Here is a 21637-nt window from a genome sequence, read left to right on the forward strand (position 1 = left end):
CAACAAACTCAAATCCGACGACAACCACAGGGCTCGACGATGAAGGATCCGAACGACATCCCCGCGATGATGGCCGAGATCGGCCAGCGCGCCAGGACGGCCGCGGCGGAGCTTGCCCATGCCACCCCCGAGGCCAAGGCCCAGGCCCTGAGCACCGCCGCCGCCACGATGCGCGAGCGGGTCGACGCGATACTCGACGCCAATGTACAGGACCTGGCCTTCGGCCGCGACAAGGGGCTGTCGGACGCGATGATGGACCGGCTGACCCTCGATGCCGGCCGGATCGAAAGCATCTGCACCGGGCTCGAGGCGGTGGCCGCCCAGGACGATCCCGTGGGCCGCATCATGGCCGAATGGGACATGCCCTCGGGCCTGCATATCTCGCGGGTCCGCACGCCCCTCGGCGTGATCGGCGTGATCTATGAAAGCCGCCCCAACGTGACCGCCGATGCCGGCGCACTCTGCCTCAAGTCGGGCAATGCGGTGATCCTGCGCGGCGGCTCGGAAAGTTTCCATTCCTCGGGCGCAATCCACGCCTGCCTGGTCGAGGGGCTGCGTGCCGCCGGCCTGCCCGGGGACGCGATCCAGCGCGTGCCCACCCGCGACCGCGCCGCCGTCAGCGAGATGCTGACCATGACCGACGCCATCGACGTGATCGTCCCGCGTGGCGGCAAGGGCCTGGTCGGCCTCGTCCAGCGCGAGGCGCGGGTGCCGGTCTTCGCCCATCTCGAGGGGATCGTGCATATCTACGTCGACGCCGCGGCCGATCCCGACAAGGCCCTGCGCATCGTGCTCAACGCCAAGACCCGGCGCACGGGCATCTGCGGCGCCGCCGAATGCCTCCTGGTGCACCGCGATGCTGTGCCGCTTGGCCAGACCATCGTCGACGGGCTCATGGCCGAAGGGGTCGAGGTCCGGGCCGAGGGGCTCTCGGGCAGCGTACCCGCCAGTGCCGAGGATTGGGGCCGGGAGTATCTCGACATGAAGATCGCCGCGAAGGTGGTGGACTCCCTCGACGATGCCATCGGGCATATCCGGCACTACGGCTCCAGCCACACCGATTGCATCGTGACCGAGGATCCCGCCGCCGTGGCCCGCTTCTTCGAGCGGCTCGACAGCGCGATCCTGATGCACAATGCCTCCACCCAGTTCGCCGACGGCGCGGAGTTCGGGATGGGCGCCGAGATCGGCATCGCCACCGGCAAGATGCACGCCCGCGGCCCGGTCGGGGCCGAACAATTGACCAGTTTCAAGTATCTCGTAACCGGGGACGGGACCGTCAGAAGCTGATTTCGAGCATCTCGGGGCCATCGGCGACGGTGGCCGACCGGCCGAGTCCGGACAGGGCCAGCGGCAACAGCAGGAATTGCACGCTGGCGGGCGAGACGTCGCTGACATCCTCGCCCCCCTCGATGATCGACCAGAGCCCGTCCTCGCGGCGCAGCGTCCGGCCCTCGGCCCGGACGGTCCAACGGTCACCTGTCTTGGAAATCCGGATCTCGCCCCCGGTCTTCAGCGCGGTATCGAGGCACAGCATCGCCAGCAGCGCGGCGCGCACGTGGTCGCGCGGTTCGGGCTCGTCCACCTGCCAGGTGCAGCTCAGCCGGCCGGTCTTGCCCAGGTCACGGAAGAGCGCCGTGATCTCGCCGGGCTTCAGCATCTGGCCGCTGCCGGTGGCGCCGAAAACCAGGCGAAACAGGCGCACCCGGCTGTTGGCGCTTGCGACGCTGTCGGTGATCAGGTCCAGTTCCGGAGAGCTGCCGCCCGAGAGCGACAGCAGCTCGACCCCATTGCCGATGGCGCCGATCGGGCTGATAATGTCGTGACATATACGCGATGCGACGAGGGCAGGCAGGTTGCGTTTGTCCATGTCGGGCCTCTACTTTGCCGGGAGTTTGTCTTGAGCGACCTGAATTCTCACCTGAGCCCGGGCATGCTTGTGCGCCATCCGGGCGCGCCGGAATGGGGCGTTGGACAGGTCCAGTCCAATATCGGCGGGCGGATCACCGTGAATTTCCGGGACGAAGGCAAGGTGGTCCTCGATGCAAGTCGGGTCGGTCTGGAACTGGTCGCACTAGATCAATGATTGGCACAACCTAGGGTAGCAAGGTCTGCCGGTCTGTCAAATGATGTTTATGTCTTTTGGGTCGTGGTTGCCAACACCGTCCGGTCTGCCTAGAAGGCGGACACGCGTCAAGCCAAGGGGAAAACCTCGCGTCTCATGCCTCTGACAGAGCCAGATTTCGAGGTGCGCCTGGCGCAGGATGACGCCGAGATCCGCGCGGCGCAGCGGCTCCGGTATCGCGTCTTCGTGGATGAATTGGGCGGCGACGGCGCACTGGTCGATCACGCGGCCGGGCTCGAAAGCGATGAATTCGACGCGGCCGCCAAGCATCTTCTGCTGATCGACAAGGCCGCCGGCGATGCGGTCGTGGGTGTCTATCGCCTGATGGACGCGGCAGGGGCCCGACAGGCCGGCGGGTATTATTCCGAGGAAGAGTACGATCTGACCGTTCTGCGCCGCGGTGGCCGCCGCCTGCTGGAACTCGGCCGGTCCTGCCTGCATCCCGATTACCGCGGCGGGGCGGGGATGTTTCACCTCTGGACCGGTCTTGCGGCTCTGGTGGCCGAGACCGGCACCGACATCCTGTTCGGCACGGCCAGTTTCCACGGGACCGACGTGCAGGCCCTTGCGCAGCCACTGACCTTTCTGCACCGCAATCACCTGGCACCGCCCGACCTGCGGGTCGCGGCCCGCGGGGCCGACGCGGTCTCGCTCGACCTGCTCCCGCCCGAGGCGGTGGACCGGCGCACCGCGCTGCTGCAGATCCCGGCGCTGATCAAGGCCTACCTGCGTCTCGGCGGGGCCATCGGATCGGGGGCCTGGGTGGACCGGCAGTTCAACACGATCGACGTCTGCCTTGTGATGGACACGGCGCGCCTGAACCAGCGGCAAAGCCGGCTCTACGCGCGGGCCGGCGCAGGGTGAGACAGGCGTCCTGGCAGTCCGACGAGCCGCCGCCCGACTGGCCCGCAGCCCCGGGCGCCTGGCTGCGCATCGTCGTCCGGGGCACGCTGCTGGCGGTGCTGACCTTCGGCTGCCTCGGTCTGTTGCTGCTGATCCGGCTGATCGAGCGGCCACTCTTTGGCCTGCGTCGGCCGGTGACGCCCTGGATCACCCAGTTCGTCTGCCGCAGCGCCTTCCGGATCCTCGGCATGGGCTACCGGATCGAGGGCCGCCCGATCTCGGGGCCCGGCGCTGTGGTGGCCAACCATTCCTCCTGGCTGGACATCTTCGCGCTGAACGCCTCCCAGCGGATCTATTTCGTTTCCAAGGACGAGGTGCGGGGCTGGGCCGGCATCGGCTGGCTGGCGCGGGCCACCGGCACCGTCTTCATAGCGCGACAGCGCCGCGACGCGGCAGGCCAGGTCAAGGTGTTCGAGGATCGGCTGGGGGTCGGCCACCGGCTGCTGTTCTTTCCCGAAGGCACCTCGACCGACGGCCGCCGGGTGCTGGCCTTCAAGCCCACGCTCTTCGCGGCCTTCTTTGCCCCCGCCCTGTCTGAGACGCTTCGGGTGCAGCCCGTCAGTGTCGTCTACACCGCGCCGCCAGCGGCCGATTCGCGGCTCTACGGCTGGTGGGGCGACATGGAGTTCGCCTCGCACCTGCTGGCGACGCTCGGGGCAAGGCGGCAGGGCTCTGTTCTGCTGGCCTTTCATGCCCCGCTTGCGGTGGCGGATTTCGCCGACCGCAAGGCGCTGTCCCGCGCCTGCGAAGACGCCATTCGTGCGACCCATGCCGCCCGGATCGGACCGGGCTGACCCCGCCGCATGGGCTCAGTCGATCGCGGGAACCGCTTTGAGGTAGGCCGCGATCGCCGCCCGGTCCTCGTCGGAGAGCTGCGCGGTGTTGAGCACGACGTCCGCCATCTCACCGCCCGCCACGTCGAATTCCGGGGTGAAGCCGCTGTCGAGATAGGCCACGATGTCTGCCTCGCTCCAATTCAGCGCACCTGGGGTTATGTTGGGAATCCGCCCCTCGCCCCCGGGGTTCTCCGCGCCCGCCAGCCAGTTGTCATGGTCGAGGCCCCCGAGCGCATTGCGTGGCGTGTGGCATTCGCCGCAGTGACCCAGCCCCTCGACAAGGTAGCGGCCGCGGGCGATCTGATCGGTCGCGGGGTCGGTCAGGATCGGCTCGTCGGACAGGAACAGCAGTTTCCACGCCCCGACCGCGCGGCGGATCGAGAACGGAAAGCTGACCTCATGGGGCGCACTGGCCGCGTCCGACGGGGGCAGGGTGCGCAGAAAGGCCACGAGATCGGCCAGGTCCTGAGGCTCTGCGCGGTTGTAGGAGCCATAGGGGAAGGCGGGGTAGTAATGCGCCCCCGTGGGCGAGACGCCATCGTGGATCGCATGCATGATCTCGGTGTCGGTCCAGTCGCCGATACCCTGCGGCGACGGAGAGATGTTGGGCGCCACGAAGACGCCGAAGTCCGAAGCGAACCTGCGCCCGCCGGACAGCACCGGCCGGTCCGAATGATCGGCCTCGGGGTCCACATGGCACGAGGCGCAACCGGCCAGGGCAAAGGTCACCCGGCCGGCCTCGGCATCGCCGGTCAGCGCCGCGTAGTCGTCCGGCGGCGCACTGGTTCCCGTCACGGCCCAGCCCGCGGCCCCGATCACAAGGACGAGGGCCACGGTCCATCGCAGGAGCGGTCTCAATTGTCGCGGGCGCGGTATTCCCGGTGGCAGGCGCCGCAGGTCCCGCCGATGCCGCGCAGGGCCCCGCCGAGCGCCTCGACCCCGTCGCCGGCGACGGCTTCAAGCGCCATTGCATTCTCGATCAGGTCGGCCCGGTGTTCCGCGAATCCTTCGGGGCTCTCCCAGATGGCGGGCAGGGCGCGGGTCATGCCGGTGCTGTTGTCCGAGCCCTCTGGCCAGTAGGCCTGCTCGCTGATCTGCGACAGCGCCACCAGGTCGGCCGCTGCGGTCGTCGCCATCTCGGCGTCGTATTCGATCTCGCCCTGGGCCATGCCGCCCACGATCCCGAGGTTATGGGCATAGAGCTGCATATGGGCCTGCCGCGCGGCAATCGCGCCGGCAATGGCCGGGTCGACATGGCTTTCCGCGAAAGCGGGGGCGGCAACGCCCATGGCCGCCGCAAACAAAACAGGTCTCGAAAAAGATGACATACGATAAATCCTTACCGGTTCAGGTTTCAATTTCAGGATAGTCGGAGATCGTGGTCTGACCAGTAAGAATTTCGCGAGGCACCTGTTGGAATGCGCACCGAGCCCCTTTCTGTCTGCGGGCCAACGGCCGGGCCGGGCGTCAGAACCGGCCGCTCCGGGGCCCGGTGGGCTGCAGCGTGGCCCAATCCGGCCAGCCGACCCAGCGCTCGACCGCGGCGATGGCGACCAGCAGCGCAATCAGGCCCAGCACCAGTTTCACCCGCTGGGCCGACGGCGGCCGCTCGCGCCATTTTCGCATCCGCATCAGCCAGCGCATCCAGAACATCAGCCTTCTCCGGTAAAGCGGACCTTGCCGATGAAGGGCAGGTTGCGGTTGCGCTGCGCATAGTCGATGCCGTAGCCCACGACGAATTCGTCGGGGATCTCGAAGCCGATCCAGTCGGCCTTGAAATCGACCTCGCGCCGCGCGGGCTTGTCCAGCAGCGCGATGGTGCGCAGCCGGGCCGGGGTACGCGTGCCGAGGTATTCGCTGACCCGGGCCAGGGTGTGGCCGGTGTCGACGATGTCCTCTACCACCAGCACGTCGCGCCCGGAGATCTCGCCGCGCAGGTCCTTGAGGATCCGCACCTCGCGCGAGGAGGTCATGCCGTCGCCGTAGGAGGACGCCTCCAGGAAATCCACCTCGACCGGCAAGTCCAGCTCGCGCACGAGGTCGGCGATGAAGACGAAGGAGCCGCGCAACAACCCGACGACGACCAGCTTGGAGGTGTCGCTGAACTCGGCCTTGATGAGATGGGACAGCGCCTCGATCCGCGCGGCGATCGCCTTGGCCGAGATCATCTCGTCAATCACGTAGTCGGTCCGCACCATCGCCGTCTCCTTGCTGCGCCGCGCCACCATACCGCGCCGGGGGCCGGTGTCACGGGGGCGATTGGGGTCCTGTGTGGCGGACGCCGGCCCGCTGCGACTCCCGGTCCGACTTGCGCTCGGGGACGAGGCGACCGACATAAGGCGGGTTAACGCCCGAAGGAGGCCAGACCCGAGCCCATGCCACGCCATTCCGAAACCCGCGTCCTGCCCTACAGCCCGCAGCAAATGTACGACCTGGTGGCCGATGTGTCCTCCTATCCGGAATTCCTGCCCTGGACGGCCGCCGCCCGCATCCGGTCCCGTGACAGGGTCGAGGACCACGAGGTCGTGATCGCGGACCTGGTGATCTCGTTCAGGGTGTTCCGCGAGCGGTTCGGGTCCCGGGTCACGTTGTGGCCCCAGCAGATGACGATCGATACGGAATACATCGACGGGCCGTTCCGCTATCTGGAAAGCCGGTGGCAGTTCGGCGCGGATCCCGCCGGGTGCAAGGTCAGCTTCGAGGTGGATTTCGAGTTCCGGAACCGGTTGCTTCAAGGGGCGGCGGGGATGTTCTTCAACGAGGCGATGCAGCGCATCGTGCGTGCCTTCGAACGCCGCGCCAACACGCTCTACAGTTGATCTCCGGGACCCAGAATATTCGCGAATATTCTGGCGCCTAGAGGCCGACCTTCGCGCGGATGTCGGACGGGGTCAGCCCCTCGGCGCGGTAGGTCCGCAGGCTGCGGGCGTCATCGCGCTTGGCCAGCCTGCGCCCGCGTTCGTCGCGGATCAGGCGATGGTGATGATACTGCGGGATGTTGTGGCCAAGCAGGGTGCCCAGCAGGACCTGCACCGGCGTCGCCGCGAAAAGGTCGACGCCACGCACCACCTCCGTCACCCCCTGCAGGGCGTCGTCCACCACCACCGCCAGGTGATAGGCCACCTCGCCGGTCTGGCGCCGTTCCAGCACGATGTCGCCGGTGCCCTCTACCAGGCTCTCGGCCGTGACCCTGTGGGAGCCGCACTGCTCGGGGCCGCTCTCGAAGAAACTCAGGCCCCCGGCGGGTAGGGCTTCGACCGCCCGGGCCATGTCCAGCCGCAGCGCATCGCCCTCCCGCCGCGAGGCCATGGGCCGGCCGCGGCAGGTGCCGGGATAGAGGATCCCGTCCGGCCCCACCATCGGCGCACCCTCCTGCGGGGCCGACAGGGCCGCGCGGATGTCGCCCCGCGTGCAGGAGCAGGGATAGACCAACCCCGCGTCGGCAAGCCGCGCCAGCGCCGCCTCGAAGTCGTCAAGGTGATCGGATTGCCGCCGCACCGGCGTGGGCCAGTCGAGGCCGAGCCAGTGCAGGTCCTCGACGATCAGCCGTTCCCAGTCCGGTTTCGACCGGGCGCGGTCGATGTCCTCCATCCGCAAGAGGAACGTCCCCCCGGCCGCCCGCGCCCGGTCGAACCCGGTCAGCGCCGAGAAGGCGTGGCCTAGGTGCAGCGGCCCGGTCGGCGAGGGGGCGAAACGGGTGATCACGGTCCGGGCTCTATCAGGTCGCGGTAGACTTGGGGGGCAGGTCACGTTAAGCAAAAAAACATGGACATTATTCTTTGCGCCACGCAGCGTTGCGGATCAACTCTCGTCGTCGAAGACATGCGGAACACGACCGTTCTCGGAGTGCCGGGAGAGTGGTTCATACCGTGGAATCCAGAAGATAAATCAGTGAACTGGCTGAGGAGAGTTCCACGTGTTGAAAGCCAAGGGCGCTCGGCCAACGGCGTCACTGCGGTAAAGATAATGGCGAATCAGGCTGGGAATGTTGACAAGTGCCTTTCTGCGCATGCTGAAGGCACCCAAGGACTCTGGCCCTTTTTTGCAGCAACGTTCAAGAATGCGAAATGGATTTTTTTGCGCCGGAATAATGTGGTCGAGCAGGCAATATCGCGAGTAATGGCGAAGCAAACAAGCGTCAACCATGCTACGTCTGGTACCGAGCATTTTGCCGGGAAAACCTTGAAGGGGTACGATAAGCAGTACAATTCTAAGGTAACGTACAGTTACGATGAAATACTTCAGGCCGCCACTGCGGTGACCTTGGAAAATATTGCCTGGGATAGATTTTTCGATAGTCATCGGATAAAACCCTTGCGACTTTTTTACGAAGATACGGCTTTTGATGAGAGGATGTCTCATCTCGACGAAATTTCAGCTCTTGTAGGGCTTGGCAACGTGCGCAAAGAGCCCAGACAAATGGTTAAACTTGCGAATGAGAAAAACAGAGAATGGAAAGAGCGCTTTTTTATAGACGCCGAGAAAAATAGATTTCGGCCTATATTTCGGCCAATATAGAGCGCATCGGCCGGATCGCCCCGCGCTAAGATCGCCGTCCCCGCGCCCACCCGGCGGGCCCGGCTGACCGATTTCAGCACCGAGAAATCCGTCGGGGCCCCGGCGCGGCCCGCGGCGATCTTGCGGCGCATGGAGAGGATCTCCCACAGGCGCCAGGAGTTGAAGGGCAGCAGCAGGAGCTCCATCCCAAGCACCGGCCAGTGCTCGCCGGCTACGCCGTAGATGATGAACAGCACGCTGGAGACGATGGCCGCGATCCGCAGCGGCACCATCGTCTTCATCGCGTAGGTGATCACGGTGACAGCCGCCGCCATCCAGCCGACGATTTCGATCCAGTCCAGCATGGCATTCCTCCCGACCCGCAGGCGAACCTACGCCCGGGGCAGGGGCGCGACAACCGCTGCTTGGGGACCTTGGTTCAAGCCGCGGACTGGCGGCTCTGGCCGAGCCAGTCGCGCCAATCGGCCTTGGCGCGGTCGGTATAGGCGCGGTAGCGCTCTACCCGGCCCTTGCGCCCGCCCTTGAAGCCGCCGACCGGCGGGAACAGCCCGAAGTTCACGTTCATCGGCTGGAATGTCTTGGCCTCGGCCCCGCCGGTGATGTGGGTGACCAGGGCCCCCACGGCCGTGGTCGGCGGCACGGGCGCGAGGCGGCGCCCCTGCATCTCCGCCGCGGCCAGGCGCCCGGCCAAAAGGCCCATGGCGCCGCTTTCCACGTAGCCCTCGACCCCGGTGATCTGGCCGGCAAAGCGGATGTTGGGCCGCGAGCGCAGCCGCATCTCGCCGTCCAGAAGCGTGGGCGAGTTGAGGAACGTGTTGCGGTGGATCCCGCCAAGCCGCGCGAAGGACGCCTCGGAAAGCCCAGGAATCATGCGGAAAACCTCCGTCTGGCCACCGTATTTCATCTTCGTCTGGAAGCCGACGATGTTGTAGAGCGTGCCCAGGGCGTTGTCGCGCCGCAGCTGGACGACGGCATGGGGTTTGACGTCCGGATCATGGGCATTGGTCAGCCCGCGCGGCTTCATCGGCCCGTGGCGCAGGGTCTCGCGGCCGCGTTCTGCCATCACCTCGATCGGCAGGCAGCCGTCGAAATAGCCGGCCATCTCGCCCTCGCGGAACTCGGTCTTGGGCGCGGCCAGCAACGCGTCGATGAAGGCCTCGTACTGGTCCCTGGTCATCGGGCAATTGATGTAGGCGCGCTGTTCCTCCAGCGTGTCGCCCTTGTCATAGCGCGACTGCTCCCACGCGACGGACATGTCGATCGTGTCGGCGTAGACGATGGGCGCGATGGCGTCGAAAAAGGCCAGCGCCTCTTCGCCGGTCTCGGCGCGGATCGCCTCGGCCAGCGCACCCGAGGTCAGCGGCCCGGTCGCGATGATCCACTGGCCCTCGCCGGGCAGCTCGGCGATCTCCTCGGCGCTGGTCTCGATCAGCGGGTGCGCCAGAAGACGCTCTGTCACGCCGGCGGAAAAGCCGTCGCGGTCGACGGCCAGGGCCCCGCCCGCGGGCAGCTTGTGCCGGTCGGCCATCTCCATCAGAAGGCCGCCCGCCGCCCGCATCTCCCAATGGAGGAGGCCGACGGCGTTCTGCTCGTCATCGTCGGACCGGAAGGAGTTGGAACAGACCATCTCGGCGAAATCGCCGGTTCTGTGCGCGAAGGTTTCGACCTTGGGCCGCATTTCGTGGATCACCACGCGGATGCCGGCCTGTGCCGCCTGCCAGGCCGCTTCGGACCCGGCCATGCCGCCGCCGACGATGTGTAGGATATCTGTCATGGGGGTGATGTAACGCGCCAGTGCCGCCCTGCAAAGGGGCCAATGCCGCCCGCGCAATGTGGCGGCGACCGGGCCCGGGCCGCGGGGAAGTCGCCCCGGTGGCCCGGCCCGCCGCCCAGATGGCCCGGGCCGGCGGTCCGGTCCAGGTCCAGGTCTAGGTTTCGGTCCCGGGCGCCTCGTCTTCGCCCTGGTCGGCGATCCAGGCCACGCTGACGACTTCCTCGTTCTTGCCGGTGTTGAAGACCTTCACGCCGCCCGCAGACCGGGACCGGAACGAGATCCCGTCCACCGGGACCCGGATCGACTGGCCCATGTTGGTGACCAGCATGATCTGATCGTCGATCTCGACCGGGAAGGTCGAGACCACGGCCCCGCCGCGCATCGCGCGGTCCATGGCCGAGACCCCCTGGCCGCCACGGCCGCGCAGCGGGTAGTCATGCGAAGAGCTGAGCTTGCCCTGACCCTTGGCGGTGATCGTCAGGATCAGGTTCTCGGAGGCCGACATCTTGGCGAAGCGTTCCAGCGGCAGGTCGCCGGCAAGCGCGGTTTCCTCCTCGTCGGCATCGCCGTCGTCCGGGGCGCCCATCTGGGCGCGCCGCATCTTGAGGTAGGCGGCCCGTTCCTCGGGCGTGGCCTCGAAATGCCGGATCACCGCCATCGAGACGACGCGGTCCCCCGGCTGCAGCCGGATGCCGCGCACCCCGGTCGAGTTGCGGCTGTTGAACACCCGCATGATCGGGCTGCCCTGGCTGTCGGTGCCGCCGATGTGGAACCGGATCGCCCGGCCGCCGGCGGTGACCAGCATCATGTCGTCATCCTCGGAGCAGATCCGTGCCCCGATCAGCTTGACCGCGCCGTCCTCGGGCAGCTTCATTGCGATCTTGCCGTTGCGCATGACATTGGTGAAGTCCGACAGCCGGTTGCGGCGGACATCGCCCGCGCTGGTGGCAAACACGATGTTGAGGTCGTTCCACTCGTCCTCGTCGCGGTCCACCGGCATGATCGCGGCGATCGAGACGCCTTGCGGAATAGGCAGGATGTTGACGATCGCCTTGCCGCGCGAGGTGCGCCCGCCCAGCGGCAGCCGCCAGGTCTTGAGCTTGTAGACCATCCCGTCGGTGGTGAAGAACAACAGCGGCGTGTGGGTGTTGGCGACGAACAGCGTGGTCACCACGTCCTCTTCCTTGAGGTCCCCGCCCGAAAGCCCCTTGCCGCCGCGCCGCTGCGCCCGGAAATCGGCCAGCGCCGTGCGCTTGATATAGCCGCCCTGGGTGACGGTCACGACCATGTCCTCGCGCTCGATGAGGTCCTCGTCCTCCATGTCGCCGGACCAGTCCACGATCTCGGTGCGGCGCGGTACGGCAAAGAGCTCCCGGACCTCGCGCAGCTCGGTCGAGACGATCTCGAGGATACGCTCGCGCGAGCCCAGGATGTCGAGGTATTCCTTGATCCTGGCGGCCAGTTCCTCCAACTCGTCGGTGACTTCCTTGACGCCCAGCTGGGTCAGTCGCTGCAGCCGCAGATCGAGGATCGCGCGGACCTGGCGGTCGGACAGGTTGTAGGTCCCGTCCTCGTTCATCGTATGGGTCGGGTCGTCGATCAGCCGGATGTAATCGGCGATGTCATGGGCGGGCCAGCGCCGCTCCATCAACTTTTCGCGGGCCTCGGCGGCATCGGCGGACGACCGGATCGTGGCGACGACCTCGTCGACGTTGGTGACGGCCACGGCCAGGCCGCAGAGGATGTGGCTGCGGTCGCGGGCCTTGTTCAGCTCGAACGCGGTGCGGCGGGCGACGACATCCTCGCGGAAGTCGATGAAGGCGGACAGAAACCCGCGCAGGTTCAGCGTCTCCGGCCGGCCGCCGTTCAGCGCCAGCATGTTGCAGCCGAAATGCACCTGCATCGGCGTGAAGCGGAAGAGCTGGTTCAGAACGACTTCGGCGGTGGCGTCACGCTTGAGCTCGACCACCACGCGCACGCCGTTGCGGTCGCTTTCGTCCTGCACGTGGGCGATGCCCTCGATCCTCTTGTCGCGGGCGGTTTCGGCGATCTTCTCGATCATCGAGGCCTTGTTCACCTGGTAGGGGATCTCGTCCAGCACGATGGCATAGCGGTCCTTGCGGATCTCCTCGACCCGGGTCTTCGCCCGGATGATGACCGAGCCGCGCCCCTCGAGGTAGGCCTTGCGCGCCCCCGACCGGCCCAGGATGATCCCGCCCGTCGGGAAATCCGGGGCAGGGATATAGTCGATCAGGTCCTCCGAGGTCAGATCCGGGTTCTCGATCAGCGCGAGGGTCGCATCGGCCACCTCGCCAAGGTTGTGGGGCGGGATCCGCGTGGCCATGCCGACGGCGATGCCCTCCGCCCCGTTCACCAGCAGGTTCGGAAAGCGCGCCGGCAGAACCGAGGGTTCCTTCTGCTTGCCGTCGTAATTGTCCTGGAAATCGACCGTGCCCTTGTCGATGTCGGCCAGGATATAGGCCGCGGGCCGGTCCATGCGGACCTCGGTATAGCGCATGGCCGCCGGGCTGTCGCCATCCATGGAGCCGAAGTTGCCCTGGCCGTCGAGCAGCGGCAGGGACATCGAGAAATCCTGTGCCATCCGCACCAGCGCGTCATAGATCGCGCTGTCGCCGTGCGGGTGATACTGGCCCATGACGTCGCCCACCGGACGCGCCGATTTGCGATAGGGCTTGTCGTGGGTGTTGCCGGTCTCGCTCATCGCGAACAGGATCCGCCGGTGCACCGGCTTCAGCCCGTCGCGCAGGTCCGGAATCGCGCGGCTGACGATGACCGACATGGCATAGTCGAGGTAGGACGTGCGCATCTCGTCTTCGATAGAAATGCTCGGCCCCGCCGGACGGGGCGGTGGACCGCCCGTTTCTTCACCGTTTTCAGGGATTTGATCGTCGTCGCTCACGTCTGGGCCCGCCCCTGCGTCGCTGCTATATGTTGTTTGTCTGGGTATATCACCGTCAAGGGATGGGGTGCAATGGCTGCCCGTCCGTCGCTTGTCAGCAGCCACCGGAGATGGCTGCTAGTACTTTGTCTTTATTGACTTTTAGCGTCTCTGTGGTGGGATGGGTCAAGAAACGCAACCAGTCAGAGGCGGCAGATGACCGAAACAGAGTTGATGCTCAAGGGCTATGGCCTGACCACGGCGCAGATGTTCTACCGGATGCCCGATCATCCCCATGTTCTCAACACCTTCATCTGGCAGGATTACGACCTTGCCCCCGACCACGACCGGCTGCTGAAGTTCATCGACTTCTGGCACGCCCGGATCGACGGTCCGCTGCATTCCGTCCAGTATACGCACCGCAAGCTGATCGCGCCGGGGGAATGGCGCAACGTGGTGGGCGAATTCACCTACCACTGACATCCGGCCCGCAATGTCCTATGTGACGGTCGAGGGCGCTTTTCGCGGGCGCCCACCGACATCACGAAGGGCAAGACCATGATAACCAGAGAATTTCCTCGACTGGGCCGCGACGTGTCCGAAATCGGCTTCGGCGCATGGGCGATCGGCGGCACCTGGGGCGAGGTCTCCGAGGAGGACGCCCGCGCGGCCCTGCACGCCGCGCTCGACGCTGGCGTCAGCTTCATCGACACCGCCGACGTCTACGGCGACGGCCGCTCCGAAAAGATCATCGGCGCAGTGCTGCGCGACCGCGCCGAAACGCCGGTCGTCGCCACAAAGCTCGGCCGCCGCCTCGATCCCCACGTGGCCGACGGCTACACCGCCGCCGCCATGGAAGGGTTCATCGACCGCAGCCTCGCCAATCTCGGCGTCGACGCGCTGGACCTGGTGCAGCTGCACTGCCCGCCCACCGAGGTTTATTACCGGCCCGAGGTCTTCGGCGCCCTCGACGACCTGGTGCGCCGGGGCAAGATCCGCCACTACGGCGTCTCGGTTGAAAAGGTCGAGGAGGGGCTCAAGGCGCTCGCCTATCCCGGGGTCGCCTCGGTCCAGATCATCTACAACATGTTCCGCCAGCGCCCGGCCGAGCTCTTCCTGCCGCAGGCCCGGGCGGCGGGCGTCGCGGTCATTGTGCGGGTGCCGCTCGCCAGCGGCCTGCTGACCGGCAAGATGACCGCCGGCACGACCTTCGCCGAGGACGACCACCGCGCCTTCAACCGCGACGGCGCCGCCTTCGACAGGGGCGAGACCTTCGCCGGCGTCCCCTATGACGTTGCGCTCGAGGCGGTCGAAGAGCTGCGCGGTATCCTGCCGGACAATCAGCCCATGGCGATCTCGGCCCTGCGCTGGATCCTGATGACAGAGGCCGTGACCGTCGCGATCCCGGGCGCGAAATCCGCCGATCAGGCCCGTGCGAACGCCGCCGCCAGCGAGACACCGCCGCTGACTCCGGATGTCATGGAAAAGATCCGCGCCCTCTACGAGACGCGCATCGCCCCGCACGTTCACCAGCTCTGGTAGGTCCGCACCTTCATTGCCTTCCCGTATCCCGGGGGGAGGCCGCAGGCCGGGGGGCAGCGCCCCCCTCCGCCCGCGCCGCGGCAGGGCTCCGGGTCAGGCCCCGCGATAGGGCTGGACGTATTGCAGTGCCATGTCCCAGGGGAAGAAGATCCAGGTGTCCTGGCTCACCTCGGTGATGAAGCTGTCCACCTGGCCGCGCCCCATGGGCTTGGCATAGACCGTGGCCACATGCGCCTTGGGCATGTGGCTGCGCACCACTTCGAGGGTCTTGCCGGTGTCCACCAGGTCGTCGACGATCAGCACGCCGGTCCCGTCGCCCACCACGTCCATGTCGGGAAACTTGATGACTCTCGGCTCGGACTGGCTCTGGTGGTCGTAGCTCTTGACGCTGATCGTATCGACCACGCGGATGTCGAGCTCGCGTGCCACGATCATCGCCGGGGCCATGCCGCCACGGGTGATCGCGACGACCGCCTTCCAGGCGCCATGATCGGGGCCATGCCCGTCCAGCCGCCAGGCCAGCGCCCGGGAATCGCGGTGGATCTGGTCCCAACTCACATGGAACCCCTTTTCGTGGGGAAGACGATCTTGCATGGCTGAAATCCTTATCCCTGCCGGCTCCGAAGGGGGCGGGTCGCTCAGGCGTCCTTGCGTTTGGTGACCACGTCGATGTCGGGCGCATCCACCGCCTTCATCCCGACCACGTGATATCCGGCGTCCACATGATGCACCTCGCCGGTCACCGCCGAGCCGAGATCGGACAGAAGGTAAAGGGCCGAGCCGCCGACATCGTCGATCGTCACGTTGCGCCGCAGGGGCGAGTTCAACTCGTTCCACTTGAGGATGTAGCGGAAGTCGCCGATTCCCGACGCGGCCAACGTCTTGATCGGCCCGGCCGAGATCGCGTTGACGCGGATCCCGTCCTTGCCCAGATCCTCGGCCATGTAGCGCACTGAGGCCTCCAGCGCCGCCTTGGCCACGCCCATCACGTTGTAGTGCGGCATCACCTGCTCCGCGCCGTAATAGGTCAGCGTCAGGGCCGCCCCGCCCTCGGTCATCATCTTCTCGGCGCGCTGCATCACCGCGGTGAAGCTGTAGACCGAGATGTCCATGGACATGGCGAAGTTGGCGCGGCTGGTGTCGACATAGCGGCCGCGCAGCTCTGACTTGTCGGAAAAGCCGATGGCGTGGACCACGAAATCGAGCCGGTCCCAACGCGCCTTCAGCCCGTCGAACAGCGCGTCGATCGAGCTCTCGTCGCCCACGTCGCAGGGCAGCACCATGTCCGAGCCGAGCTGGGCGGCCAGCGGATCGACGCGCTTTTTCAGCGCGTCGCCCTGGTAGGAAAAGGCAAGGTCGGCCCCGGCCCCGGCGCAGGCCTTGGCGATTCCCCAGGCGATCGACTTGTCGTTCGCCAGACCCATGATCAGGCCACGCTTGCCCCGCATCAATTCCGTGCCCATGGAATCCACCCCGTCCTTGCTTGTCCCGTGCAGCGCGCGGGTCTTTGTCCCGTCCGTTTAGGCCATTGACCCTACGGCTTCAAGGCGGGCTGTACTTAGGTATGGCTTGCAGCGGGCGCCCCGGGACCCTACGGCATCCGGGTTGAAATCCACCAGGGGAACGAGCCGATCACGATGTCCGACAGAACCGGAATTTTTGCGGGCGACGATCCTTTCGAGATCGCGCGCCGCTGGCTGGCCGAGGCCGAGGCCACCGAAGTCAACGATCCGAACGCAATGGCTCTTGCAACTTCGGATACCGATGGTATGCCGAATGTCCGAATTGTGCTATTAAAGGATATCGAACCTGCAGCGTTCGTGTTCTATACCAATTACGAGAGTGCCAAGGGCGTCGAGCTGCAGCAAAGCGGTGCAGCAGCCCTGGTGCTTCACTGGAAATCCCTTCGCAGGCAGGTTCGCGTGCGGGGATTCGTTGAAAAGGAGGATGGCCAGGTTGCCGACTCGTACTACAGATCGCGCTCCCTCCAGAGCCGCATCGGTGCCTGGGCATCACGCCAATCTCAACCGCTTGCATCCCGTTCAGCTCTCATGGCACAAGTTGCGATGAACTCTGCGCGCCACGGTATGCAGCCAAGCCGCCCTCCCTTCTGGGGTGGCTTCCGGATCTCGCCGGTCGAAATGGAATTTTGGGCAGACGGCGCGTTTCGCTTGCATGATCGGTTTCGTTGGCGGCGTATCGGATCGAAAACGGATTGGTCAGTTGAAAGGCTGAACCCGTAATTTTTCGCGCGTTGTGTGGTCAAACGTGCTGTATGTTTCGTCGCATGTGTTCCGGGAGATGACAGGGTCCAGTCGGGCCCATTCAAAGGCGTATACAATGAACGACGACATCGAGAACGGCGAAACCCTTCACGGTCGTGTCAAGTGGTTCGATCCGGGCAAGGGGTTCGGGTTTGTGGTTGCCGAGACCGGTGGCGCGGATATCCTTCTTTACGCAAACGTTCTTAGAAACTTCGGTCAGAATTCCGTCGCGGACGGGTCAGAGATCACGGTGGAGGTTCAGGAAACCCCGCGTGGTCGCCAGGCCCTCTGCGTTCTGGACATCACGGCACCGGCCGTCCCCATTCAAAGCGGGCTGTCGGACCTGGCAGAATTCGACCCGGAGGAACTGGCGGCGGCGCCGCTGGAACCGGCGCGCGTGAAATGGTTCGACAAGGCCAAGGGATTTGGCTTTGCGAATGTTTTCGGGCTGGAAGAAGACATATTCGTTCATATAGAAGTGCTGCGACGGTCCGGCTTTGCCGACCTGCAACCGGGCGAGGCCGTCGGCCTGCGCGCGGTTCAAGGCAAGCGCGGACGCATGGCGATGGAGATCCTCTCTTGGGAAACGGCGCTCGCGCGGAACGAAGACTGATCCCACGGACCCTGCTGGCCCTCGCGCTCTGGGCCGGTCTGGCCGGCGCGGTCGCGGCGCAGGGATTGTGCGCCGAGGACCGCGTCACCGTCATCGGCGATTGGGGCCAGGCCCGGTTCGGGGTCGCCGTGGCGGACGAGCCCGGCGAACGGGCCCAGGGCCTGATGTACGTGGAGCGGATGCCGACCATGTCCGGCATGCTCTTCGTCTACGAGCGTCCGCAACGCGCGAGCTTCTGGATGGAGAACACGCTGTTTCCCCTCGACATGATCTTCGCCGGCCCCGACGGCACCGTGACCCGGGTCCACGACAACGCGATTCCCCTCGACCGGACCGGCATCGACGGCGGCCCCGACGTCCAGTACGTGCTCGAGATCAACGGCGGGCTCGCCGGCCAGCTCGGCATCGCGCCGGGCGACATCCTGCAGCATCCCGCCATCGGCCCCGACCCCGCGGCCCCCTGCGGCTGATCCTTTTGCGGCGAATCGTCTGAGCGGCTATCGTTGGTCCCCGTAGCGACGGGGGCCTTTCATGCGACGTTATCTCCTTATCATCAGCCTCTTTCTGGGGTGCTCGGGGCCGCTCCACGCCTACGAGCTGCCGGTCCGTGCGCTCTACGAGACCCTCGATCAGGGCGAACAGGCGCTGGTCGAGGCGGAGGTCCGCGCCCGGCTTCCGACGCTCTTTTCCGACCCGGCGGACCAGGCGATGGCCGGGCAGATGATCGAGGTCTTCGACCTGCTGGTGCAGAATCAATCGGACCAGGTGGTCAGCACCGTGCTCGCGGGGTTCATCCATTACTTCGACGTCCCCGCCATCGTCGAGGCGCGGCTGCCGGCGAACAGCCATGCCGGCACGCTTCTGCGCCAGGCGCAGGCCAACCCCGCCGTTGCCCGGCAGATCACCGAGATGCTGCTGGCGCCGCCATCGGAATGGTATGACCGCGCCGGCGCGATGGTCCGGGACCATGCGCGGGCCCGCTATGAGGCGCTGCTGTCCGAGGGCGAGGTGTTCTGGCGCGAGATGATCAACGGCATCGTCGATCCGAACCGGACGTTCCGGGGCAGGGGGATCGACCCGGTAGACCTCTATCTTCAGCTGGCCTGGGATTGGCAGGAGCTTGTCCGCCGGCAGGATGTCAGCTGGCGCGCGGCGGTGATCGACTGCGCCTATGTCGCGCAGGAAAACGGCACCTTCGACTGGATCGGCCTGCGGCAGAGCGATTGTCCCTGGGTTCGCGAAAGCTCGATCCTCGGCAAGTGGACGGCCTTCATGCGCGAGTATGTCACCGCGACCGGCGCCATCGGCACGCTGGGCCTGACCCATGACGAGTTCACCGAGCTTCTGCGCGTGGCCGAAGCCTCGGGCGAGGTCAAGCGCGACCCCATGGGCCGGCCGATGTTCTCAGACTGGATCGAGCGGCGCTACGCCGCCGAACAGGCGCGGGCCCGCCGCGCGGTGCCCGCGCAGCTGGTCGCGGACATGCAGGCGAGCGCGCCTGCGTTCGACGCCCGCATGACCGCCGTATTGCAGGATGTGGACAGGGCCTATGCCGAGGCCATCGCCGAGGTGCTCGGGCCCGAGGAGGCGGTGCGCCGGACGGGCGGCGCGATCGGCCAGGACACCGGGGCCGCCCCTGACCAAGGCATCGCCCTGACCGACCAGCCCGCCGATCCGCCTGCAACGGGCACGCCCGCCGGGTCCACGGGCTCCTCGGGTTCGACGGACTCCGGGGACCCGGATCCGGGGCCGGCCGTGGTCGACCCGCCGTCCACGCCCCAGACCTGCGACCTTGACGCGCTGGCCGCGGCCCGGGTTCCGGGGGCGGACATCCGGGCCATCGACGATCTGACCTATCGGATCGAGGCGGCGCTCGCGGGTCTCGCCGGCGCGATGCAGCCCTACCGGGCCGGCGACATCGCGGGTGCGCGCGAGAGCCTGCTGCAGGCCCGCGCCGTCGCCTCGAGCCTGCCGGATCACCCGACCTGCGACCGGCTTTACGTGCGCGCCGAACGGGGGTTGAGCCGGGTCGATCGGTTGGCTGACGATCTCGCCGATGCGGCAGCCGCCCGCGGCAGCTGCGACCCCGCGCGGATGCAGGGGATGATCGACGGGTTCCGGGCCCAGGACCGCATGACCGTGCCGCAGCAACGCGCCCACGATCAGCTGGTCCGCGCCATCGAGCTGCTGGGAGCGGCGGCGGAGGCCGCGCCGCGGGGCCTTGCGCTCGAGGCGGAGGGCAATCTGGCGGAGGGCCGCACCCTGGTGCGCGACCTCGTCGCCGAGATGGACGAGGCCGGCCTGCAGGAGTGCGAGGCCTACGGAACGCTGACCTCGGCGCTCTGGCGGATCAACCGCAACGGTGGCCTGCTTCGTGCAGCGCGCGACGGCACCCGGACCTGCGATCTGCCCGCGCTGCGCGATCTCGTTTCGCAGGCCGAGGAGCTGGCGTTCCCGCGGCTCACCGCCCTGGCGCAAAGCGGGCTGCAGAGCTGCGGTGCCGCGCCCGGGGCCGCCGTGGCCCCGGCCCCCGCGCCAGCGCCGGCGCCCACGACCGGGCAAGCGCCCGCGGCCGCCGATTACCCGTCCTATGCGGGGCGGTGGCGGGCGGTGCGCACCCATTGGATCGAGCATGGCGATCCGCAAGCGGTCGCGCGCAACAACCGGGTCGTGGACCTTGTCCATGACGGGCCGTTCCATGGCCGCTTTCGCTATCGGCTGACCTACACGGGGGGCGAATCCAAGCTGCGCAGCGGCAGCTGGCGGGTGGACGAGAGCTATTCCACGGTCACGGTGAACTGGGCCGACGGCGAGCGCGAGACCATGCGCATCCTCAGCCTCGCCCCGGATCGAGCCCGGATCGAGGTCATCCCCAATCCCGAGAACCCGACCCATTTCCTGATCGACTACATCCGGGACTAGGCGCCGGGCGCCGCAAACGCCCTTTCCAATTGCCGCAACGCGGATTAAGCACGGGCCACGGTCGGGGCGTGGCGCAGTCTGGTAGCGCACCTGTTTTGGGTACAGGGGGTCGTGAGTTCGAATCTCGCCGCCCCGACCACTTCCACTTCCCCACCCGATGGCCGGATCCACGGCCGGCATCTTTTCGGACGGTGCCGCCTGGTGCCCAGATTATTCGCGAATAATCTGCCCCCCTTGCCAGCGGCGCTCCTAGAGCAGCCGGCCGCCCGCCCGTTCCAGCACGTCCCGGATCACCCGGTTCAGCGCGGGGTCGGGCAGGCGGACGATCCTAGCGCCGCCGGCCTGAAGCGGGACGCGGATGTAATTGTCCGCGGTCACCACGTAGCCGCCATCGGCCGATCGGCTGGCGATGCTGGTGACGAAGCGGGGCAGGTTGTCCACGGTGCCGTCGAATTCGAGGATCAGCGCCGCGGCGGCCTCGACCGGGGGCAGCGATTCGCAGCGGACCTCATCCTCCGACGGACGCACCAGCGCCTGGCCCGGGTCGACGCAGGATTGCGCCACGGCGCCAAGCAGCAATTCGGGATAGCTGGCGAAGAAGGCTCGCGCACTTTCAGGCCCGGCCTCGGGCGAGGCGGCCGGCGCAAGGCGCGGGTCCGGGCCCGGCACGGGGCCCGCGGCCCCTGCAGGGAGTGTCTCCGAACAGCCCGACAGCATGATGCAAAAAGCGGCAATCCCCGCGCGACGCATGTCTTTCTCCTGTTGCTCCGCCCGACAGTTGCACGGATGTGACGCTGCCGAAAGGGGCGCGGCGCGGCATTCCGGGCGGGCTCACGCCCCTGTGTCGGCACGGTCGGCGGCCTGCCCGGTCTTGAGGCGATACATGAGCCAAAGCGGATAAGACGCCACGACTCGTTTGGAATCTGCCCCCTTGCGCCGACACCTGTGGCGCCTGGCGCCCCGTGCCCCGGCGCCAGGCTCTGTGGATGAATCGGCAGCGCCCCGTTGCCGCGAAATGGTTAATGGCGCGTCAATCCGAAATATCCCATATTTTGTCTAAAATGGCCGTTGACCCACTAGGGCTAGATGGCGCAGATTGTGCTGGCTGAGAGCGGCCACACAAGATCTGGTAGGCTCGGGCACAAGGGACAGACAGACATCCAGAGATCTGGGAGGCGCCGCAAAGGGGCCGCAATGCCGGGAGAACGCTCCGGGCGATAGAGGACGTGTCTGTTCGATTG

The 21637-nt window shown here is 66.8% G+C and carries 23 protein-coding genes and 1 tRNA gene; 13 read left to right on the top strand and 11 right to left on the bottom strand.

From position 1 onward, the window contains the following. Positions 1-39: 39 nt before the first annotated feature. Entirely contained in the window at positions 40-1290 is a 1251-nt protein-coding gene (locus ROA7023_RS13445; RefSeq protein WP_085879559.1) for a glutamate-5-semialdehyde dehydrogenase, read from the top strand. Here the strand turns inward: ROA7023_RS13445 and ROA7023_RS13450 are convergent. Next, positions 1280-1870 (bottom strand): histidine phosphotransferase family protein, encoded by a 591-nt coding sequence (locus tag ROA7023_RS13450; protein ID WP_085879560.1) that lies wholly within the window; start codon positions 1868-1870, stop codon positions 1280-1282. The two genes, ROA7023_RS13445 and ROA7023_RS13450, sit on opposite strands and share 11 nt — an antisense overlap. A 30-nt stretch (positions 1871-1900) precedes the next feature. Here ROA7023_RS13450 and ROA7023_RS13455 point away from each other — a divergent pair, with 30 nt between their 5' ends. From ROA7023_RS13455 to olsA, 3 genes are all read left to right on the top strand, one after another. Beyond that, positions 1901-2086 carry a DUF3553 domain-containing protein gene (locus ROA7023_RS13455; protein WP_085879561.1) on the top strand — a complete coding sequence of 62 codons (186 nt, stop codon included), beginning with the start codon at positions 1901-1903 and terminating at the stop codon, positions 2084-2086. Between the two features lie 135 nt (positions 2087-2221). After that, positions 2222-2989 (top strand): L-ornithine N(alpha)-acyltransferase, encoded by a 768-nt coding sequence (olsB, locus tag ROA7023_RS13460; RefSeq protein ID WP_085879562.1) that lies wholly within the window; start codon positions 2222-2224, stop codon positions 2987-2989. Then, on the top strand, positions 2986-3822 hold the full coding sequence (olsA, locus tag ROA7023_RS13465) for a lyso-ornithine lipid O-acyltransferase (protein ID WP_085879563.1): 837 nt from the start codon (positions 2986-2988) through the stop codon (positions 3820-3822). The genes olsB and olsA overlap by 4 nt, the downstream gene beginning before the upstream one ends. A 15-nt stretch (positions 3823-3837) precedes the next feature. Here the strand turns inward: olsA and ROA7023_RS13470 are convergent, their stop codons facing one another. From ROA7023_RS13470 to hpt, 4 genes are all read right to left on the bottom strand, one after another. Beyond that, a complete protein-coding gene (locus ROA7023_RS13470) occupies positions 3838-4722 on the bottom strand; it encodes a cytochrome c (protein WP_085879564.1) in 885 nt (294 codons plus the stop codon). Beyond that, the gene (locus ROA7023_RS13475; RefSeq protein ID WP_159458508.1) at positions 4719-5153 is read right to left on the bottom strand and encodes a c-type cytochrome; all 435 of its coding nucleotides are present in this window, start codon (positions 5151-5153) and stop codon (positions 4719-4721) included. Before ROA7023_RS13475 ends, ROA7023_RS13470 begins: the two co-directional genes overlap by 4 nt. Before the next feature lie 178 nt (positions 5154-5331). Continuing rightward, positions 5332-5517, bottom strand: a complete 186-nt coding sequence (locus tag ROA7023_RS13480; protein ID WP_085879566.1) for a hypothetical protein — start codon at positions 5515-5517, stop codon at positions 5332-5334. After that, positions 5517-6062 (bottom strand): hypoxanthine phosphoribosyltransferase, encoded by a 546-nt coding sequence (hpt, locus tag ROA7023_RS13485; protein WP_085879630.1) that lies wholly within the window; start codon positions 6060-6062, stop codon positions 5517-5519. The genes ROA7023_RS13480 and hpt overlap by 1 nt, the downstream gene beginning before the upstream one ends. 177 nt (positions 6063-6239) lie before the next feature. Here hpt and ROA7023_RS13490 point away from each other — a divergent pair, with 177 nt between their 5' ends. Continuing rightward, the gene (locus ROA7023_RS13490) at positions 6240-6683 is read left to right on the top strand and encodes a type II toxin-antitoxin system RatA family toxin (RefSeq protein WP_085879567.1); all 444 of its coding nucleotides are present in this window, start codon (positions 6240-6242) and stop codon (positions 6681-6683) included. Between the two features lie 37 nt (positions 6684-6720). On the opposite strand, the gene gluQRS is transcribed toward ROA7023_RS13490, so the two are convergent. After that, the gene (gene gluQRS, locus ROA7023_RS13495; protein ID WP_085879568.1) at positions 6721-7569 is read right to left on the bottom strand and encodes a tRNA glutamyl-Q(34) synthetase GluQRS; all 849 of its coding nucleotides are present in this window, start codon (positions 7567-7569) and stop codon (positions 6721-6723) included. Between the two features lie 117 nt (positions 7570-7686). Here gluQRS and ROA7023_RS25675 point away from each other — a divergent pair, with 117 nt between their 5' ends. Beyond that, positions 7687-8382 carry a Stf0 family sulfotransferase gene (locus tag ROA7023_RS25675; RefSeq protein ID WP_370739228.1) on the top strand — a complete coding sequence of 232 codons (696 nt, stop codon included), beginning with the start codon at positions 7687-7689 and terminating at the stop codon, positions 8380-8382. 418 nt (positions 8383-8800) lie between these two features. On the opposite strand, the gene trmFO is transcribed toward ROA7023_RS25675, so the two are convergent. Continuing rightward, the gene (gene trmFO / locus ROA7023_RS13505; RefSeq protein WP_085879570.1) at positions 8801-10156 is read right to left on the bottom strand and encodes a methylenetetrahydrofolate--tRNA-(uracil(54)-C(5))-methyltransferase (FADH(2)-oxidizing) TrmFO; all 1356 of its coding nucleotides are present in this window, start codon (positions 10154-10156) and stop codon (positions 8801-8803) included. A 154-nt stretch (positions 10157-10310) separates the two neighbouring features. Next, entirely contained in the window at positions 10311-13076 is a 2766-nt protein-coding gene (gyrA, locus tag ROA7023_RS13510) for a DNA gyrase subunit A (RefSeq protein ID WP_085879571.1), read from the bottom strand. A 195-nt stretch (positions 13077-13271) separates the two neighbouring features. Here gyrA and ROA7023_RS13515 point away from each other — a divergent pair, with 195 nt between their 5' ends. Together ROA7023_RS13515 and ROA7023_RS13520 are read left to right on the top strand one after the other, a co-directional pair. After that, on the top strand, positions 13272-13535 hold the full coding sequence (locus ROA7023_RS13515; RefSeq protein ID WP_085879572.1) for an usg protein: 264 nt from the start codon (positions 13272-13274) through the stop codon (positions 13533-13535). A 78-nt stretch (positions 13536-13613) separates the two neighbouring features. After that, positions 13614-14597: an aldo/keto reductase gene (locus tag ROA7023_RS13520; protein WP_085879573.1), complete on the top strand. Its 984-nt coding sequence runs from the start codon at positions 13614-13616 to the stop codon at positions 14595-14597. Positions 14598-14690: 93 nt separating this feature from the next. On the opposite strand, the gene gpt is transcribed toward ROA7023_RS13520, so the two are convergent. Beyond that, positions 14691-15191 (bottom strand): xanthine phosphoribosyltransferase, encoded by a 501-nt coding sequence (gene gpt / locus ROA7023_RS13525; protein ID WP_085879574.1) that lies wholly within the window; start codon positions 15189-15191, stop codon positions 14691-14693. Between the two features lie 44 nt (positions 15192-15235). Further along, on the bottom strand, positions 15236-16060 hold the full coding sequence (gene fabI, locus ROA7023_RS13530; protein WP_085879575.1) for an enoyl-ACP reductase FabI: 825 nt from the start codon (positions 16058-16060) through the stop codon (positions 15236-15238). 174 nt (positions 16061-16234) lie between these two features. On the opposite strand from fabI, the gene pdxH reads away from it, so the two are divergent. From pdxH to ROA7023_RS13555, 5 genes are all read left to right on the top strand, one after another. After that, positions 16235-16840: a pyridoxamine 5'-phosphate oxidase gene (pdxH, locus tag ROA7023_RS13535; RefSeq protein WP_085879576.1), complete on the top strand. Its 606-nt coding sequence runs from the start codon at positions 16235-16237 to the stop codon at positions 16838-16840. A gap of 97 nt (positions 16841-16937) precedes the next feature. Continuing rightward, entirely contained in the window at positions 16938-17474 is a 537-nt protein-coding gene (locus ROA7023_RS13540; RefSeq protein WP_085879577.1) for a cold-shock protein, read from the top strand. Then, the gene (locus ROA7023_RS13545; RefSeq protein WP_143535559.1) at positions 17441-17944 is read left to right on the top strand and encodes a DUF192 domain-containing protein; all 504 of its coding nucleotides are present in this window, start codon (positions 17441-17443) and stop codon (positions 17942-17944) included. Before ROA7023_RS13540 ends, ROA7023_RS13545 begins: the two co-directional genes overlap by 34 nt. A gap of 61 nt (positions 17945-18005) precedes the next feature. Continuing rightward, positions 18006-20396 carry a hypothetical protein gene (locus ROA7023_RS13550; RefSeq protein ID WP_085879578.1) on the top strand — a complete coding sequence of 797 codons (2391 nt, stop codon included), beginning with the start codon at positions 18006-18008 and terminating at the stop codon, positions 20394-20396. A 62-nt stretch (positions 20397-20458) separates the two neighbouring features. Beyond that, positions 20459-20535, top strand: a tRNA-Pro gene (locus tag ROA7023_RS13555). 110 nt (positions 20536-20645) lie between these two features. Here the strand turns inward: ROA7023_RS13555 and ROA7023_RS13560 are convergent. Next, on the bottom strand, positions 20646-21146 hold the full coding sequence (locus ROA7023_RS13560; protein WP_085879579.1) for a hypothetical protein: 501 nt from the start codon (positions 21144-21146) through the stop codon (positions 20646-20648). Positions 21147-21637: the final 491 nt, after the last annotated feature.

It is taken from the genome of Roseisalinus antarcticus (genome assembly GCF_900172355.1).
Classification (GTDB): domain Bacteria; phylum Pseudomonadota; class Alphaproteobacteria; order Rhodobacterales; family Rhodobacteraceae; genus Oceanicola; species Oceanicola antarcticus_A.

What these genes read in the sequence shown, in the direction of transcription:
- ROA7023_RS13445 (WP_085879559.1), top strand. Translation starts at nt 40, where the DNA reads ATGAAGGATCCGAACGACATCCCCGCGATGATGGCCGAGATCGGCCAG.
- trmFO (WP_085879570.1), bottom strand. Translation starts at nt 10,156, where the DNA reads ATGACAGATATCCTACACATCGTCGGCGGCGGCATGGCCGGGTCCGAA.
- hpt (WP_085879630.1), bottom strand. Translation starts at nt 6,062, where the DNA reads ATGGTGCGGACCGACTACGTGATTGACGAGATGATCTCGGCCAAGGCG.
- ROA7023_RS13480 (WP_085879566.1), bottom strand. Translation starts at nt 5,517, where the DNA reads ATGTTCTGGATGCGCTGGCTGATGCGGATGCGAAAATGGCGCGAGCGG.
- pdxH (WP_085879576.1), top strand. Translation starts at nt 16,235, where the DNA reads ATGTCCGACAGAACCGGAATTTTTGCGGGCGACGATCCTTTCGAGATC.
- ROA7023_RS13475 (WP_159458508.1), bottom strand. Translation starts at nt 5,153, where the DNA reads ATGGGCGTTGCCGCCCCCGCTTTCGCGGAAAGCCATGTCGACCCGGCC.
- gpt (WP_085879574.1), bottom strand. Translation starts at nt 15,191, where the DNA reads ATGCAAGATCGTCTTCCCCACGAAAAGGGGTTCCATGTGAGTTGGGAC.
- olsB (WP_085879562.1), top strand. Translation starts at nt 2,222, where the DNA reads ATGCCTCTGACAGAGCCAGATTTCGAGGTGCGCCTGGCGCAGGATGAC.
- ROA7023_RS13515 (WP_085879572.1), top strand. Translation starts at nt 13,272, where the DNA reads ATGACCGAAACAGAGTTGATGCTCAAGGGCTATGGCCTGACCACGGCG.
- ROA7023_RS13550 (WP_085879578.1), top strand. Translation starts at nt 18,006, where the DNA reads ATGCGACGTTATCTCCTTATCATCAGCCTCTTTCTGGGGTGCTCGGGG.
- ROA7023_RS13490 (WP_085879567.1), top strand. Translation starts at nt 6,240, where the DNA reads ATGCCACGCCATTCCGAAACCCGCGTCCTGCCCTACAGCCCGCAGCAA.
- ROA7023_RS25675 (WP_370739228.1), top strand. Translation starts at nt 7,687, where the DNA reads ATGCGGAACACGACCGTTCTCGGAGTGCCGGGAGAGTGGTTCATACCG.
- ROA7023_RS13450 (WP_085879560.1), bottom strand. Translation starts at nt 1,870, where the DNA reads ATGGACAAACGCAACCTGCCTGCCCTCGTCGCATCGCGTATATGTCAC.
- ROA7023_RS13540 (WP_085879577.1), top strand. Translation starts at nt 16,938, where the DNA reads ATGAACGACGACATCGAGAACGGCGAAACCCTTCACGGTCGTGTCAAG.
- fabI (WP_085879575.1), bottom strand. Translation starts at nt 16,060, where the DNA reads ATGGGCACGGAATTGATGCGGGGCAAGCGTGGCCTGATCATGGGTCTG.
- ROA7023_RS13560 (WP_085879579.1), bottom strand. Translation starts at nt 21,146, where the DNA reads ATGCGTCGCGCGGGGATTGCCGCTTTTTGCATCATGCTGTCGGGCTGT.
- ROA7023_RS13520 (WP_085879573.1), top strand. Translation starts at nt 13,614, where the DNA reads ATGATAACCAGAGAATTTCCTCGACTGGGCCGCGACGTGTCCGAAATC.